A 16,441-nucleotide genomic window follows, 5' to 3' on the forward strand; every position below is an offset into this window, starting at 1 on the left:
GTGAAATGATGATTCGTGAAATCTATCCCCATATCTATCTGAATGAGATACCCTTGCCCCATAACCCCTTAAAGACATTGAACAGCTATATCGTTCTGTCCGGGGACCGCCCCCTTATTTTGGATACAGGGTTTGACCTGGAAGTTTGTAAGGCTGCTTTTATGGAGGGGGTGGAGGAACTTCAAATCGATCTGCAAAAGACAGATTTGGTACTGAGTCATATGCATGTGGACCACACCGGGCTGGCTGACTTTTTAGCTGAGAGAGGATGCCAGGTTTATATTGGGGAGAAGGACGGCATTCTGCTCAATAATTATAGAACTTCGCCGGGCCTTATTATGGGTGAATTGAATAAGGTCTTGAATTTAGGCCAGGAAATGAATTCGACGGAGAAAGCGGTCTTTGATATTACTCCTAAAAAGCCTTTGGCCTATACTCCGCTGAATGAGGGAGACTGCTTAGAGACCGGACTCTATCAATGGGAAGTTATCAATATTCCCGGACATAGTCCGGGGCACATCGGCCTCTATGAAAGAAGGCATAAACTGTTTTTGGGCGGCGATCATATCCTCAATGAGATCACTCCCAATATCACCTTTTTTCATTACAAAATTGATAGTCTCGGGAACTTTATCAGGAGCCTGGAAAAGATCCGCGGGTATGATATTGAGCAGGTATTTCCTGCCCATCGCAGCCTTATCGCCAACCACCGGCAGCGGATCGATGAGCTGATCGCCCATCATCAAGAGCGCTTGGTGGAGATTGCGGAGATCCTGCGGGATGGCAAAAAGACGGTGGGTCAGACGGCGTCAAAAATGCACTGGGAGCTGAGATATAACAGCTGGGATGACTTTCCTCTAGCTCAAAAGTGGTTTGCTTCCGGGGAGGCGATGGCTCATCTGGAGCATTTGGTGCACAAAGGAGACGTTCGGCGGGTGAACCACGATGGGGAAGCCTATTACGAATTAGTAAACTAAAAGATAAAAGCCAAGGTAACATTTCACCCTATAGCGTAAGCGGGGAAATGGGCCTTGGCTTTTTTACTTTTTCACTGCTGAAGTTTTTAGTTGAATATTGTATTTTTCAATTTTGCGGTACAAGGTGTTGCGGGACATCTTTAAGGCTTTTGCCGTTTGAAAGATATTGCCGTTATAGCTTTCCAGCAGGTTGATGATGTGTTCCCGTTCTGATTCCCCGATTCGGGAAGTAGATGGTATGGATTGAGAGGTCGCATTTTGAGAAGGCAAAATATATTCAGGTAAAAAGTCGGGAGTAATTTCTAGGCCTTCGGACAAGATCAACGCTTTTTCAATGACGTTTTTTAACTCTCTGACATTTCCCGGCCAACTGTAGCCGCAAAGGATTTGCAGAGCAGCCGGATGAATTTGTTTGGATGGAACATTATACTGCCTGGATAATTCGGATATAAAATATTCCGCCAATAAAGGAATATCGCACTTTCGTTCATGGAGCGGCGGCAGGTTGATCTCAATGACGTTGAGCCGATAATAGAGATCCTGACGGAATTGCCCCAGTCTGACCAGCTCTGCCATATCTTTATTGGTTGCGGCGATAATGCGCACATCCACTTTTTTGGGCTTATTGGAGTTTATCCGCGTGATGGTCCGTTCCTGGAGGAATCTCAGGAGAGTTACCTGCATGTCCAGGGGCATTTCTCCTATTTCGTCCAGAAGCAGGGTTCCTTCATGAGCATGCTCGAATTTTCCGATGGAACCATGGGCACGAGCACCGGTAAAAGCCCCTTCTTCATAGCCAAAAAGTTCACTATGAAGCAAATCCTTGGGCAGTGCTCCGCAATTGATAGCTACAAAATTGCCTTTCCGTCCACTGCGTTGATGGATGGCTTTAGCCACCACTTCTTTGCCTGTCCCGGTTTCCCCCAACAGCAACACATTGGATGGGAATTTGGCGGTTTTTTGAACGATGCTGTCTACCTTGGACCAAGCGGTGCTTTCACCGATATAGTCAATCCCATGAGGTTTGGAGAGCTTATGGGGAATAGAAACGGGGCCTTGCTTTTTAAAAATAAGCAGGGTATGGACTTCACCGCTAAGAAGCCGAATCTGCCGTTTTCTGAGCAGCCGGCAGCGGAAGGTTTCTCTTTTATGGGGTGTGAAATTTGTTTTAAACTCAATTTCTTCACTGGGTTGTTCGTAATTGTTGGCGAGGAGACGATTCAAATCATGTTTGTCAGCAAGATAGTTCCCTAAAGACTTGCCGGTTGTGTCGGAACCGGCCAAAGAGCTTGCGAAAACATGGTTGGCTGTATAGATTGTCCCATCATGCTCCAGAACAAGAACCGGGCTGGAACAATCATCGATCATTGTTTTGATCCGAGGTCTGAGTTCAAGAGGTTTAGCGGGTTTAGGCCCTGCCATCAGACAATATTCGATGAGTTTAGCTGCAGTGATAGTCATGGCAAGGGCTTTATCGTGAAGGCTGCCAAAGGGATTGACCCCATTGAGGACGGCAACCAATGCATTGTCGATCATAATCGGAGAACTCACACCGGAATGGTTCTGACTGATAATGCGGTAATGCTCATAGCCGTCGGTTCTCATGGGGATTTTTTCCTTTAGGGCGATAGTGACAGCGCCGTTACCACAAGTCGCTTCATCGGTATAGGCTCCTAAAGTCCGGGGGTAGTTTTTTAACGGGGTAATCAACTCAAAAACAAACCCATCAGAATCGCAGATGCTGATGTTGCAATCCAGCAAAGTATAAAGATAGTTCATAACCGGAGCCGCTAAAGACAGTAATTCTGCATATTGGGTTCTTTTTTTCTGCAACAAGGAGGGGTCGCATTTAGGAAATTCCGTTGACCAGGGATCAAGGCCAAGCTTCCGGCATCGTTCCCATGAGCGGGCCACAGAAGGATGAACTTTGTCTTCCTGGCTCACTCCGCGGACTATAAAGTTCTTCCAAGCCTCAAGAATTTCTTCCTGGGTATAATGCATAGTCACAGCCTCCTCAGAAGAAATCATGGTGAAAGTATCCTTTAAACCTTTATGTTCTTTCTCTCACTTCGAGAAGCAGTCATGAGCAAAAGGGCTGAAAAGCGGTAATTCGAGGTGTTAGTAATAACTTTCCCAATCTTATAGCCATCTTACACCACATTAATAATATTTTCAACTCCGAACCTTTTCCTAAAAAAAACCGGCTGCGTAAAGCGGAACAATTTGTTCAAACAAAGTGTTCCGTCTTGTGAACAATGGAACATCTGGTTTTAGGGGTTTCTTCTCTGCTTTAAAGGAAAATGAGGTATTAATGAATTGGCATGAGTTTTGCATTGATCATAAGTTGTCTAAAAATACAGTTTATGAACAGCAAGAGGGAGGGATCAAACGCGAGCAAATTTTAGTACATCATTTCACGATTTTGCCGGAATTAAACACGCGGCTCAACAGGAGGTAGCAAAATGTCCGAGACTTTATTATGGGAAAAACAAAATGACGGTATCGCTTATGTAATTATTAATAAACCGGAACGCAGAAATGCTATGGATGCCGATTTGATGGTGAAGATGGTACAAGTTTTGGAGCAACTGGATCAGGATACGGATGTCAGGGTTATCATCCTCAAAGGTCAAGGGGATCACTTCAGCTCGGGGGGCGATTTGAAAGCGGGGGTCGGCGGTGAGCCCACTGTTGAGAATTCCAGAGCAGCCTTACAAAAGTTTATTTTTGCCGCAAGAAAGATCCAAGAGATGGAAAAGCCTGTCATTGCTATGGTCAAAGGCTATGCTGTGGGCGGAGGCATGAGCTTAGCCATGGTTTGCGATATTGTGTTTGCGTCGGAGGATGCCAAATTCAGCTCCAATTTCCTCAAAGTAGGAATTACACCGGAAATGGGTGCTATGCTGCTAATGCCCATGATGATGGGTGCTCAAAGAGCAAAGGAATTGTGGTTTACAGGAAGAGTTATTGATGCAGCGGAAGCAAAAGAGTTGGGATTTGTTAACAGAGTCTATACTGCGGAAGAAATTGAGAACGCTACCCGGAACTTTGCCGCAGACTTAGCCCAAATGCCTGCTCTTCCGGTCAGAATCACCAAACGGATTACCAATTCAACTCTGTTTAATTTATTGAACTCGGTGATGGAAGCGGAGCTTCAATCCACTCCTTTTTGCACCCAGACGGAAGAGCATAAATCTTTAATTGAAGCGTTTAAAAACCGGAAAAAATAAGAGCAAGTAATACATGCTGGGAGGAAGCAATATGACCAATGAACAGCTGAGCCGGAAATCTCCGTGGTTTTCATACCTGGGGTTATTATTGGGAACTTTCACCATGATTGAGGCAATGGCCTTTCAAATTCCCGCTTTGCCGGTGCTGACGAAGGAATTTGGAGTCCCGGTAGCCACAGCAGCCTTGATCAGCCTGTGCTATTACCTGACGGCTACCGTGTGCGGTCCCGTCTTTGGCAATATTGCCGATCAGATAGGCCGCAAACGCATTGCCATGATCGGTATGATTATTTTTGCCATCAGTGAATTTATGGCTGCCTTTGCCACCAACTATCCCTTTTTCTTATTGGCCAGATTGTGCCAGGGAATTGGTGTGGCGGCCGTTCTCCCGGCCGGCCTTTCCTATGCCAGCTATTTATTTCCGCCCAACAAGCGGGGAATAGCGGTGGGTGTGTATACTGCCGTCGGGACCTTTGCTTCGGCGATGGGTGGTTTTTTAGGCGGGATTTTGATTGCGAAATTCGGCTGGCAATCCCTTTATATTATCAGCGGCGTTTTAGCAGTCCTAGGCATCGCACTGGTACAGATAACGGTTCCCGAGACTCCCACTGCGGAGAGGAAGCCCTTTGATTATACCGGCTCGATCCTGCTTTTGCTTACCATAGGAACTTGGTTATCTCTTTCCGTACTGGTTGCCAATTTTGGCTGGGTATCACCCTATACTCTGGGTATGTTGGGATTAGCCCTTGTTTTTGCCATAAGTTTCTGGAATGTGGAGAAAAGAACCAGTCACCCCTTTATGGACTTATCCATCCTTAAAAACCGCTACTTTGCTGCACCGATCCTGCTCTATTTCTTTATTGCTCTCTGCTCCCAAGGCTCCGTATTTACAAACTCCTACTTTGTTACAGCCAAACCGGGGTTGGGCACTGCCTATGTAGGCATTATGACAGGAGTGATTTATCTGGCTGGAGCGGTAACATCCCTGCTCAGCGGCAAATTGATTGATTCTTTTAAGATTAAAACGGTTTTGCTGATAGGAATGGGAACCTTCATCGTTGGTACTCTGCTTTATTCCCAGTACACAGTGGACACGCCCTTTTGGTATATTGTGCTGACGTTGGTGTTTATGTCCGGTTCCTTGTTGTTTATGGCCCCTGCCTGCATGAAAATGTCCATGTCCGCTGTTCCCCCGGAAAAGCTCGGCAGCGGCTCAGGAACGTATATCATGATTCGCGATTTAGGAAGTCCCAGCGGACAAACGACCATGCTGGCTGCCTTTGGAGCGATTTCAGCCTCCTCTCTGGCTGCGGAGATAACTGCTGAGGCTCAGAACTCGGGAGTAAGCCAGGATATGATACCGGCCGTGGTGGAAGCGGGGAAAACAGCCGGTAAAGTTATTGACCCGGCCTTAACGGATCATTTGGCCAAGATTGGGGTTAGCTTTCAGGATCTCTATGCTAAGGCCAATTTCGATGGCATGGTCATTGCGATCAACCAGATGAGCACGATCATTATTGCTATAGCGGTAGCAGCTTTTATAGCAGCAGTCTTTGTCTTGCCCAATACCAATGGCGGCCCCGGTGGCCTTGACCCCAAAAACAAATAAGACAAGACAGACTTGTTCAAGAGCTTAAAGGGAGAAGCTGTGTGCCTTAAGCCACAGCTTCTTGCTTGTTGTGAAAGTGTTGGCAGGGAACACTTTGACTGAACACTTTGTTTCGTTTTTATGGGGATGGAAAGCGTCTCCTGATGGATTTCCCCAGCAATATCAGGTCAAAGAGATTATTTTTCTTCCGTCTTCGAGTTGGCATCATTCTTGCTTTATATAGATATGGAAACTACCGGTGCATGACAGATTGAAAGGAGAAAGAGCAGCATGAAAAAGTCTGAGATTCCAAAGTTTGGGAACCTGCAGGGTTTGAAGGTCATTACATCCGGGTCGGCAATTGCAGGCCCTTTTGCCGGGGCACTTTTTGCAGAACAGGGTGCTGAAGTTATTTACCTGGAGAATACGGCTGTTCCCGATATGTTTCGTATGTTTGGAGACGTTTGGTCGAGTGAGCATAGAAACGAGAGAACCATGGCCTTGGATATTCAGTCTCCCGAAGGCCGGGAAATATTAGTCAAACTTGTCCAATGGTGCGATATCCTGATCGAATCCTCCAAAGGAGGTACTTGGGCCAAGTGGGGGCTGACGGACGAATTTCTCTGGGGGATCAATCCCAAACTGGTCATCACCCATGTTTCAGGTTTTGGACTGACAGGTGATCCGGATTACATCAAACGGGGATCCTTTGACCCTATCGGGCAGGCCTTCAGCGGTTACATGGCCATTAATGGAGAACCGGAACCGGCCCCGCCTTATGCACCAAAGCCCTTTACCGGGGATTATGTGACGGCCTTAAATACCACTTGGGCCACCTTGGCGGCCCTCTACCGGACCCAGCAAACCGGGGTAGGAGAAAGTGTTGATGTTGCCCAGTATGAGTGCCTGGTCCGTATTCAAGGGAATTTTCTCCTGGAAGGAGTCAATTCCGGCAAACAACCGCCCCGCATGGGCAATAAAGATCTGAAATCTGCTCTGGAAAACGTCCAGAAATGCCAAGATGGCAATTACGTCATGCTGGCCTTAGGGGGAGGCGCAGTCTTAAGGAGAGTTGAAAAACTTTGGGGCCTCGACGGTGACCCGGATTTTCAAGAGCCTCATACAGTGATCTTCAAAGAGGATGGACCCCGTGCTGAAAAATTTGTGAAAGCTGCTGTTGAGTTTTGCCGGACCCATACTGCCGAAGAAGTGGATCGCATCATGAACGAAAATCAAATCCCCTGCAGTATTGTCATGACTTATGACAAAATGCTGGATAACCCTCAGTACAAAGCCAGGGAGACCATAACGGAATGGTATGACGAGATCGGCGGCCGCAGGATCAAAGGGGTGGCCCCCATTCCCAGGTTCAGGAACAACCCAAGCCAAATCTTCCGCAGCGGGCATACCTACGGTATGGACAATGAGGATGTGCTGAGTGAGTTTGGCTATAGCGAAAATGAGATCAAAGCTTTCTATGACAAAGGTGTTATTAAGAAAAAATAGGCCTTTATGTGCTAAAACGCTTTAACACAAAGAGAATGAGGTGGGAAGTCATGAACATTATTACCTGTTACAAAATTGTTCCGGAAGAACAGGATATTGTAGTGGAAAAGGACCGCAGCCTGTCTTTCAACCGGGCGGAATGGAAAATCGGGCAATATGATCTGAATGCCGTGGAAGCCGGGGTGGCAATTGCCGAAGCTGCAGGCGGCAAAGTTATGGCCTTAAGTGTTGGCGGCAAGGAGTTGGACAACTCCAAACTCAAGAAAGGGATTCTTTCCAGAGGCCCTGAGGAGCTTTACTTGGTCATTGACGAGAAATTAGGGAATGCAGACAGCTATACGACCGCCCAAACCTTAGCAGCTGCCATCCGCAAAATGGGTAAAATTGACTTGATTATCTGCGGTGAAGGGTCTTCGGATTTATACGCTCAACAGGTGGGAGCCCAGCTAGGTCAGATGCTTAAGGCAGCGACGATCAATGGGATCAGCAAGATGGCAGTGGATGGAGAGCGATTGATCGCCGAGCGCACCCTGGAGAACGAGATTGAAGTGCTGGAGATTTCCTTGCCCGCGGTGATCTCGGTAACCACGGATATTAACCTGCCCCGGATTCCCAGCATGAAAAATATCCTGGCCGCCGGGAAGAAGCCGACGACAGCCTGGGATCTCACGGCCATCGGAATGACCGGAGTTGATATTCCCACTGAAGTGGTAAGCACCCTGGCACCGGAACAAGCGGATCGCAAGAAAGTCCTTTGGGAAGGCGAATCGGAAGAAGTGATACAACAATTGTTTGCGCATATTCGCAAAGAACTTCTTTAAGGATGGTGAAAGAGATGAACATTTTGAAAAAAGTTTGGGTACTGGCAGAAAAACAAGCGGGTTTAGGTCAGTTATGCGCGGGCGGACGCCAGCTGGGAGAAGAAGTCTCCGTAATTCTCTGGGGAGAAAAAGAAGAGGCTGACCAAGCCATTCGGATGGGCGCGGATAAAGTGTACCGGCTGGGTGTCCTCAGACCGGAGCCCCTTAAGGAAGATTATGTGGAGACCATTCTGAAGCTGCTTCAAGAAGAAAAGCCGGATGCCCTGTTTGTTCAGCCGACTAAAAGGGGAAAGCTGATTGCCGGTCGTTTGGCAGCGGGACTGGGGACATCTGCCCTGGTTGATGCCGTGGAAATCCTGACGGACGGTGATAAGGTTCAAATCCAGCACATGGTCTATGGCGGGGCGGCTTTCCGTACCGAAAGAATTCAGCCCCAGACAGCGATCGTTACAATCGGCACCGGCGTTTTTACTCCTCTTGCGGAAGATTCCGGCCATCAAGGTACAGTCATCGAGGTGGAATTCGTGGAGCCTGCCGTTAAAATCAAGCTCCTGGAGAAAAAGAGCAAAGCAAGTGCAGAGGTCAATCTGAATGCGGCTAAACGGGTGGTGGGTGTAGGCCGTGGTCTTGTTCAACAGGAAGACCTCAGGATGGTTGAAGAACTGGCCGGCCTGCTGGAAGCTGAAGTGGGCTGTTCCCGTCCTATTGCCGAGGGAATGAACTGGCTGCCCAAAGAGAGGTATATCGGTGTATCCGGTGCTATGCTCAAACCCGATCTTTATCTGGCCTTGGGTATTTCCGGTCAGGTGCAGCATATGGTGGGAGTCAACCAGGCCAAGGTCATCGTCGCCATCAATAAAGATAAGGCAGCACCGATTTTCAGTCAGGCCGATTATGGAATCGTGGGGGATTTTTATAAGGTTCTTCCTTCCTTAATTGAGAAGTTTAAAGCGGAACATTAGTACTCAGAGCACTAGACAAAGTCAAATATAAAGAACTTATCGGAGGGAAAGTTAATGGATTTTAGACTGACAGAAGAACAGGAATTACTTCTCGAAAGCCTCAGAGAAGTCATGGCCAGGGATTGTACCGAAGACTATATGAAAGAATGCTACGAAAAAGGCGAGCATCCCACAAAGTTCGTTCAGGCCCTTATGGATAATGGCTTTGGCATGTTAGGGGTTCCGGAAGAACACGGCGGCACCCCGGTGGATAACTTGACCATGATGCTGGTCGCTGAAGAAATCACCAAGAACGGCGGTCCTCACTTCGTGTTCGGACAGGCATTATCCATTGCCGATATGCTCCACTTTGGTTCCGAGGAGCAAATCGCCGATACCATGGCTGTGGTGCAAAGGGGCGGAGTTGCCTTCGTCCTGGGATTTACAGAGCCTCAAGCCGGTTCCGACAGCAGTGCCGCCGCCACCACCTATACCCGCAGAAATGGCAAGGTCTATATCAACGGTCACAAAACCTTCATGAGCGGAGCGCTGCGGGCACCCTATATGCTCTGCCTGGCCCGCAATTCGGAAGAGGCCGGCAATGCCGACAAACGCAACGCCTTCAGCATGTGGTGGGTGCCTATGAATGCTCCCGGCATTAAGATCGAAAAGCTGGAAAAGATCGGCTGGCATATGCAGGATACTTGTGAAGTTTACCTAGAAGATGTGGAAGTCGAAGAAAAGGATCTCGTCGGTGTGGAAGGCAACGGCTTTATGCAAGTCTTGTACAACTTTGAGATGGAACGCTTGTTGATGGCGGCCTCGGTGCTGGGCATGGCGGAGTGCGCTTTTGAAGATGCCGTCCGTTACGCCAACCAACGGGTGCAGTTTGGCAAGACCATTGGCTCCTTCCAGCTGATTCAGGAAAAAATCACCTTTATGAAAGCCAAAATCGAGAATATGAAAAATATGGTCTACAAATGCGCCTGGGAAGTGGACAACGGGCTGCCGGTGCAAATCTCTTCGGCGATTGCCAAATTATATTGTGCACAAGCGGCCAATGAAGTCATTGATGATGCCCTGCAAATCATGGGCGGAATCGGTTACACCAAAGATGCCCGTATCTCCAGGTTATGGCTGGATGCCCGGGTCTTCAGGATCGGCGGCGGTACGGACGAAATCATGATTCACGCCGCGGGAAGAGCCATTTTAAAGCACTATAAATAAACCGCCAAACTGCCGGGACAGCTTATCACTATTTTCTTAATGCAGATATTTATTTCCCCAAATCCAAGGAAAAGAGGTGCCAGGAAAATCAGGCGGATGGGGAAAGAAAATATATTCTTTGCAGAACTTATATAGCCTATTTTTTAAAAGGAAGGGATAAGACATGAGTAAACAATCGACTCGTCCATGGCTTGTATTTCTATCTTTGGCCCTGTTGTTCTTTGCCGCATTAGGAATGCTTGGGAATACCAATGGTCTGTATCTGACTCCGGTATCCCAGGAAATGGGCTGGAGCAGGACCGATGCCTCCTGGTATCTGACCATCTATATGTTAACCATGGCTCTTACTCAGCCCATAGCCAGCCGACTTCTTTATAAAGTCAATTCCAAAGTGCTGCTCTTTATCAGTATGACTCTGGTGTGCGCCGCTACCGGTGCTGCCTCTCAGTTCCAAACCGTCATGGCCTGGAACATCTCCGGTGTTCTCATGGGTTTGGGTTATTCCGTTATTATGTACCTGACTCTTCCGGTCATCATCAGCAACTGGTTCAGCAAAAAGACCGGTATGGTTTTAGGTATCGCCCTGGCCATCGGAACCCTGGGTTCAGCCATAGCCAACCCCGTTGCCGGCATGCTGATTACGGAGTATGGCTGGAGAACCGCCCGCCTGGCCATGTCCATCGCGGCCTGGGTTATTGCCGTCCCCGGTATTCTCTTATTTGTTAACTTCAAACCTGCCGATGTGGGTCTGAAACCTTACGGCTATGAAGAAGGGGCCACGGGGCAGGCGAAAGCCGCTATATCTCTGAAAGGGGTATCTGCCGCCGATTCCCTGAAATCCCCTGCTTTATATATGGTTATGTTCATAGCTTGTGCGGTGGTTCTGTATTCCTCCATGAACACCCAGATTCCGGGATATGCTAGTTCAATCGGGCTGGCGACTGCTTTTGGGGCTTATGCCATGACCATTCTCAACCTGGCCAATATGGGCGGCAAAATCTTCTGGGGCTGGCTAACGGACCGCAAAGGCTTCCTGCCCTCTATGGTTGCTGCCCTGTCCTGCGGGATTGCAGGGGTCCTGATTATTCTGGCCGGCGGCTCCAATGTAACCATATTTTATGCCGGTTTGGTTTTCTTCGGCATTTGTTTCTCCTCGCTGACCGTTATGCTGCCCTTGATTGTCAAAGGAATCTTTGGCGAAAAAGATTATGGGAAAATCTATGCCAATGTAACCTTGGTACAGCAGTTAATGGCCGCTTCAGCTGCAATTATCTATGGCAGAATCTTCGATATCACCCAAAGCTTTGTCTTTGCCTGGCAGATGAATATTGTGACCCTGGCTATTGCCATCGTTATGCTGTTCGGAGCCGTTAAGGTGGGCAAAAAGCTGATTCACACCTAAGCAGGCTGATGTTCATTCCTATTCACCTAAACTGAAATCAAGATCCTAAGCATGATGTAAACCTCAATCATGGACAGCCTCGATTGAGGTTTACATTCTAAATAACCCTTGAAGTGATTAATGCACCCAAGAATAATTTCATAAGATAAGGAGGGAACGCTTATGTCCCAATTTCCATTATTGAGTTCTCCTGTTAAATTAGGCAGTATGCTTCTAAAAAACCGCATGATCACCACATCCATGTCCCCGGGACATGACTATACCAATGAGGAAGGACAACCGACCCTGAGATTTTATAATTACCTGGAGGAAAGGGCTGCCGGCGGAACCGCCTTAATCTGCCAGACTATTTGCTTTTATCCCAGACTTAAGAGTCAGCTGGATCATCTCCATCCCTTGCCTCTGGGCTATGGGGAGGAACATCTTTCCCATCTGAGCAAGATGGCTGAGGTCGTGCATAAGCACGGGGGGCTGATCGTTGGCCAGCCTTACGCCGTCCATGACTGGAAGCCTGCACCAGAAGACAAGGAAGAATACTGGGGCCCATCCACCTTATCTGTCTCCAAGCTTATTCCCAAGCCGATGACGAAGGAGCATATCCGGATTTTCAAGGAAAATATCGTCCAATGCTGTGTTATCCTGCAAAAAGCCGGCTGGGACGGGGTAGAGGTTATGGCAGGGGTAGGAGGAATTTTAAACCGCTTTATGTCCCCGGCGACCAACGATCGGACGGATGAATACGGCGGCAGCCTGGAAAACCGCTGCAGACTGACGGTTGAAGTTATGGCAGAGATCAAAAAAGCCTGCGGGGAGGATTATCCCATAATCGTCCGCTGGTCCCCGGTGGATTTTATCAAAGGCAGCTTAACCATGGAAGAATCCTTGCAGATTGTGAAGATCCTGGAAGAAGCGGGTGCCGTTCTGCATAACCTGGCGCCGGGCTGGCATGAAACCTCCGTACCCTTAACCATTAAGGATGTGCCGGAAGGATATTGGTCCTGGATCTCTGAGGAGATCAAAAAGGTAGCCAAGATACCGGTGGCCACCGCCTATAGAAATACGGATCCTTTTAGTATGGAAGAAATTCTGGCGAAAGATAAGGCCGATGTGATCGCAGGCCTGAGATACAATATTGCCGACCCTGAATTTGCCAACAAGGTCATGGAAGGCAGGCCGGAGGACATTAACAAATGCATCTGCTGCTGCCGCTGCCTGGATGACGTTATCAGTCAGGGCAAGCCTCTGAATTATTGCGGAGTGAATCCCCGCCTGGGAGAAGAACTGGAAACACCTCTGGCCCAAGCGAGGCAGAGCAAGGAGGTCATGGTCATCGGCAGTGGGCCGGGAGGATTGGCGGCAGCTGTTACTGCAGCCCGGAGAGGGCATAAGGTGACGATCTATGAACGGGGACCTCGTTTGGGAGGCTGTTTGGTCATGAGTGCCATCTTCAGCCCCATCTATGACCGCTTAAACACTTATTATAAAACCCTGCTCAAGAAACACCCGGAAGTTAAAGTCCACCTTAATACAGCCGTTACCCCTGCCCTGGTAACCCGTGAAAAACCTGATGCGGTGATTGTGGCCAGCGGGGGACATCCGATTGACCTGAAAGTACCGGGAGCAGAAGGAGGCAATGTGGTCAAATCTCATGACTTTCTGGAATTGCTCAATGGCAACCCCCCTCAAAAACCGGGAATCATCAACAAGGTTATGTATAACTGCGGTTCTGTTTTTTTGAAATTTTTCTATACCCCGGATTTGGCCCGTACCTTTATGGGCAAATTCCCCTGGCCCCTGGGCAAGAAAATTGCCATCATCGGCGGCGGTCTGCCGGGCTGTGAGCTGGCCAAAGAAATGATGCATTATGACCGGGAGCTTGTGATCATCGAAGAAAAAAAGAAAATCGGCCATGATGTGGGCGGCAGCGACCGTTTCCATATTGTATCAGCCTTTAAGAAATCTCCCCGGGTAACAATGGAGACGCTGACTAAGGTAAAGGCCATCACCAGAGCAGGAGTCAAGGTCGTTCATGAAGATGGCTCAGAAGCATTCCATCAAGCCAAGACAGTGGCGGTCACTTTGGGCTTCGAGAAGAATATGGAGCTGGCGGAAGCTCTTAAGGGAAGGGTCTCCGAAGTCTATGCCGTAGGGGACTGCAGCAACCCCGCCCGCATGGCTGATGCCACCAAAGCAGGCTATAAAGCGGCCTGTCAAATCTGAGAGAATTCGGTGAAGCAAGGAGGAGAGGTATTATGAAGGCAATTCTGAGTGATTTATTAGCGGAACAATCCCTGGTGGATACCCTGGTGTCTGACTTAAGTGAGGAAGAGTGGCTGAAGCCCCTGCCCGTAGAAATGTGGAACATTAAAGATGCTATTATTCATATTGCTTTCTTTGATTATGCAGCCAACAAGCTGATGAGGGGGGAAGCGGAAGACCTGGTGAAGCTGGCCGATGCTGAGTCCGGTCAGGATCAATATGTCAGAGCGACAAACTTTCATCATCTGAGCGGGGCTGAAGTTTTAAGCTGGTGGCGGGAAGAACGCACACGGATGGCGGCCTCTTTTTATGATAAAAATCCCAAAGACAGAATTCCTTGGGCCCCAGGGCTGCCGATGTCGGCCAAATCCCTGGCATCGGCCCGCTTAATGGAGCTGTGGGCTCACTCTGTGGATATCTATGACGCTTTGGGGCTGGAGCCGGTGGTCCGGGAGCGGATTACCAGTACCCTGTTTTTATCCTGGCAGGCCAGGCCTAATGCTTATCGGATCAATGGCCTGGAAATGCCCGAGACTCCTCTTTATCTGGAGCTTACCCTTCCCTCCGGGGAGAGCTGGGCCAAAGGAGAACCAAGCGCGGAAAACAGGATTAAGGGCAGTGCCAAGGACTGGGCGCTCGTGGCTATTCGCCGCCGGAACTGGATGGACACGGATCTGGAGGTGGCGGGAGAAGAAGCCCGGCGCTATGCTTCCCTTGTTCAGACCTATGCGGGATGGGCCGACCCGGCACCGGCGGCTAAACGGCAAAGGTAAGATCCCGCATTGGAGATGAAGTAGTAAACACTACCTTGTCGGAAAGGAGAATCAATGTATGAATCCGATGACCGTAGGGGACTTTCTGACCCTGAATTCAGCCAGATACCCTGACAAAATTGCCCTGGTCTGCAAGGATAAGCGCTTAACGTATCAGGAATTGAATTGCAGGGTAAACGCCTTGGCTCATGCACTCCTGGATCTCGGCATTGGCAAGGGGGATAAGATCGGCTATCTTTTCCCCAACTCCATGGAAATCGTCGAGTTATTCTTTGCCATTGCTAAGATCGGTGCCATTGCCGTGCCCCTCAATCATCGGCTGGTAGCCAGAGAAATTAAATGTCTGCTGGATTCAGTGGAATGTGATGTTTTTGTCTACAGCCGGTTGTATGATGGGCCGGTAAGTGAGGTAAAGGGCAGCTTCAGGACGGTAAAGCATATTATCCGTCTGGGAGAACCCGCTCCCGGCGAATATTCTTTCGAAAAACTGCTGGAGCATAAAGATACCAGTGAACCGGATATTGCCGTTGACAGTGGGGATTTATTCAGAATTCAGTTCACGGGGGGGACCACGGGGCGTTCCAAAGGAGTGATGCGCACTCACGAGGCTGACCTCTTCCAGACAATTGGGGTTATGACTTCCAATAAAATGGGAGCCAGCCCGGATGAGGTGGTGCTGACCCAGTCCCCCCTGCATCATCAGGGCGGGATAACCTGGATGCTTTGCGTTATGGTGACCGGTGCGCAATTTGTTATTTGCGACGGATTTGATCCGGTAGAAATTCTGAGGCAGATTGAGCAGGAACGGGTAACCTATATGCTGCTGCTGCCGCCGAGCACCTATCTGCGCTTAATCGATGCACCGGTTTTTAGAGATTATGATGTAAGCTCGGTCAAGGTGGTTCACACTTCCGCAGGAGGTACCTCTCCGGCCATTATCCAGAAGATGGCTGAGGCTTTTCCCAACTGTGAAGTGTATTACGGCTGGGGGCAAACCGAGACAGGAGCGGGGACCGTTCACCGGATCACCAGGGAAATGGCCTTGCATCACCCGGAGAAGACCCAAAGCATAGGCAGGCCGATGCCCTTTTTCCAACTGAGAATTGTGGATGAGGCAGGAAAGGATGTTCCTCTGGGTGAGGTGGGGGAAGGGATTGCCAAAGGACCGGCTATTTTTTCAGGCTACTATAAGCAACCGGAATTAACGGACGGGACCATCGCTGATGGCTGGACACGTACCGGGGATATGATGAGGCAGGACGAGGAAGGCCTCTACTATATGGTGGATCGGAAAAAGGACATGATAAAAACCGGGGGGGAGAATGTTTTCGCTCAGGAAGTGGAAGCCGTCATCCGCAAACACCCTGCGGTTTTGGATTGCTCGGTGATTGGGGTGCCTGACCAAACCTTTGGGGAGGCCGTCATGGCCGTCGTCAAACTCAGGGCGGGATACACCGCTGCGGCGGCAGACATTCAGGAACACTGCAAAAGAGATTTATCCAGCTATAAAAAGCCGCGCTATGTGGAGTTTCTCGATGAGTTTCCCGTGGATAGTGCCGGCAAGATTCAGAAATTCAAGCTCAGAAAAAAATACCGGGAAATCTACAGCCATCTTATTGAAACCCATGGAAAACAGTTATCCTGATCTGCCGCCGGTTTCCGGAACCAATCCCCAGCCGGGAGGGATTGCTGATTAGAGAGCGATAATAAAGTGAGG

At 49.0% G+C, this 16,441-nt stretch carries 12 protein-coding genes; 11 read left to right on the plus strand and 1 reads right to left on the minus strand.

Features of this window, described 5'->3' with window-relative positions; genetic code table 11:
* Positions 1 to 8: 8 nt before the first annotated feature.
* Positions 9 to 977 carry an MBL fold metallo-hydrolase gene (locus tag DHAF_RS05080; RefSeq protein ID WP_015943146.1) on the plus strand — a complete coding sequence of 323 codons (969 nt, stop codon included), beginning with the start codon at positions 9 to 11 and terminating at the stop codon, positions 975 to 977.
* 63 nt (positions 978 to 1,040) lie between these two features.
* On the opposite strand, the gene DHAF_RS05085 is transcribed toward DHAF_RS05080, so the two are convergent.
* Positions 1,041 to 2,978, minus strand: coding sequence for a sigma-54-dependent Fis family transcriptional regulator (locus DHAF_RS05085; protein ID WP_015943147.1), 1,938 nt, complete (start codon positions 2,976 to 2,978; stop codon positions 1,041 to 1,043).
* 461 nt (positions 2,979 to 3,439) lie between these two features.
* Between DHAF_RS05085 and DHAF_RS05090 the strand changes: the two genes are divergently transcribed.
* The 10 genes from DHAF_RS05090 (at position 3,440) to DHAF_RS05135 (ending at position 16,369) form a co-directional block, all read left to right on the plus strand.
* A complete protein-coding gene (locus tag DHAF_RS05090) occupies positions 3,440 to 4,207 on the plus strand; it encodes an enoyl-CoA hydratase/isomerase family protein (RefSeq protein ID WP_015943148.1) in 768 nt (255 codons plus the stop codon).
* Positions 4,208 to 4,238: 31 nt separating this feature from the next.
* Positions 4,239 to 5,816, plus strand: a complete 1,578-nt coding sequence (locus DHAF_RS05095; protein WP_015943149.1) for an MFS transporter — start codon at positions 4,239 to 4,241, stop codon at positions 5,814 to 5,816.
* A gap of 270 nt (positions 5,817 to 6,086) precedes the next feature.
* Positions 6,087 to 7,301, plus strand: a complete 1,215-nt coding sequence (locus DHAF_RS05100) for a CoA transferase (protein ID WP_005813458.1) — start codon at positions 6,087 to 6,089, stop codon at positions 7,299 to 7,301.
* Between the two features lie 50 nt (positions 7,302 to 7,351).
* On the plus strand, positions 7,352 to 8,122 hold the full coding sequence (locus DHAF_RS05105) for an electron transfer flavoprotein (protein ID WP_015943150.1): 771 nt from the start codon (positions 7,352 to 7,354) through the stop codon (positions 8,120 to 8,122).
* Between the two features lie 14 nt (positions 8,123 to 8,136).
* On the plus strand, positions 8,137 to 9,084 hold the full coding sequence (locus tag DHAF_RS05110) for an electron transfer flavoprotein subunit alpha/FixB family protein (RefSeq protein WP_015943151.1): 948 nt from the start codon (positions 8,137 to 8,139) through the stop codon (positions 9,082 to 9,084).
* 54 nt (positions 9,085 to 9,138) lie between these two features.
* Positions 9,139 to 10,290, plus strand: coding sequence for an acyl-CoA dehydrogenase (locus tag DHAF_RS05115; protein WP_015943152.1), 1,152 nt, complete (start codon positions 9,139 to 9,141; stop codon positions 10,288 to 10,290).
* 163 nt (positions 10,291 to 10,453) lie between these two features.
* Complete coding sequence (locus DHAF_RS05120; RefSeq protein ID WP_015943153.1) at positions 10,454 to 11,692, plus strand: MFS transporter; 1,239 nt, start codon at positions 10,454 to 10,456, stop codon at positions 11,690 to 11,692.
* 162 nt (positions 11,693 to 11,854) lie between these two features.
* Entirely contained in the window at positions 11,855 to 13,912 is a 2,058-nt protein-coding gene (locus DHAF_RS05125; protein WP_015943154.1) for an oxidoreductase, read from the plus strand.
* Between the two features lie 32 nt (positions 13,913 to 13,944).
* A complete protein-coding gene (locus tag DHAF_RS05130) occupies positions 13,945 to 14,724 on the plus strand; it encodes a TIGR03084 family metal-binding protein (RefSeq protein ID WP_015943155.1) in 780 nt (259 codons plus the stop codon).
* Positions 14,725 to 14,782: 58 nt separating this feature from the next.
* Complete coding sequence (locus DHAF_RS05135) at positions 14,783 to 16,369, plus strand: class I adenylate-forming enzyme family protein (protein ID WP_015943156.1); 1,587 nt, start codon at positions 14,783 to 14,785, stop codon at positions 16,367 to 16,369.
* Positions 16,370 to 16,441 lie beyond the last annotated feature (72 nt).

Source organism: Desulfitobacterium hafniense DCB-2 (assembly GCF_000021925.1).
GTDB lineage: Bacteria > Bacillota > Desulfitobacteriia > Desulfitobacteriales > Desulfitobacteriaceae > Desulfitobacterium > Desulfitobacterium hafniense.

Coding starts and splice junctions, on each gene's coding strand:
- DHAF_RS05090 (WP_015943148.1), top strand. CDS start 3,440: ATGTCCGAGACTTTATTATGGGAAAAACAAAATGACGGTATCGCTTAT.
- DHAF_RS05135 (WP_015943156.1), top strand. CDS start 14,783: ATGAATCCGATGACCGTAGGGGACTTTCTGACCCTGAATTCAGCCAGA.
- DHAF_RS05100 (WP_005813458.1), top strand. CDS start 6,087: ATGAAAAAGTCTGAGATTCCAAAGTTTGGGAACCTGCAGGGTTTGAAG.
- DHAF_RS05085 (WP_015943147.1), bottom strand. CDS start 2,978: ATGCATTATACCCAGGAAGAAATTCTTGAGGCTTGGAAGAACTTTATA.
- DHAF_RS05115 (WP_015943152.1), top strand. CDS start 9,139: ATGGATTTTAGACTGACAGAAGAACAGGAATTACTTCTCGAAAGCCTC.
- DHAF_RS05105 (WP_015943150.1), top strand. CDS start 7,352: ATGAACATTATTACCTGTTACAAAATTGTTCCGGAAGAACAGGATATT.
- DHAF_RS05110 (WP_015943151.1), top strand. CDS start 8,137: ATGAACATTTTGAAAAAAGTTTGGGTACTGGCAGAAAAACAAGCGGGT.
- DHAF_RS05130 (WP_015943155.1), top strand. CDS start 13,945: ATGAAGGCAATTCTGAGTGATTTATTAGCGGAACAATCCCTGGTGGAT.
- DHAF_RS05125 (WP_015943154.1), top strand. CDS start 11,855: ATGTCCCAATTTCCATTATTGAGTTCTCCTGTTAAATTAGGCAGTATG.
- DHAF_RS05080 (WP_015943146.1), top strand. CDS start 9: ATGATTCGTGAAATCTATCCCCATATCTATCTGAATGAGATACCCTTG.
- DHAF_RS05120 (WP_015943153.1), top strand. CDS start 10,454: ATGAGTAAACAATCGACTCGTCCATGGCTTGTATTTCTATCTTTGGCC.
- DHAF_RS05095 (WP_015943149.1), top strand. CDS start 4,239: ATGACCAATGAACAGCTGAGCCGGAAATCTCCGTGGTTTTCATACCTG.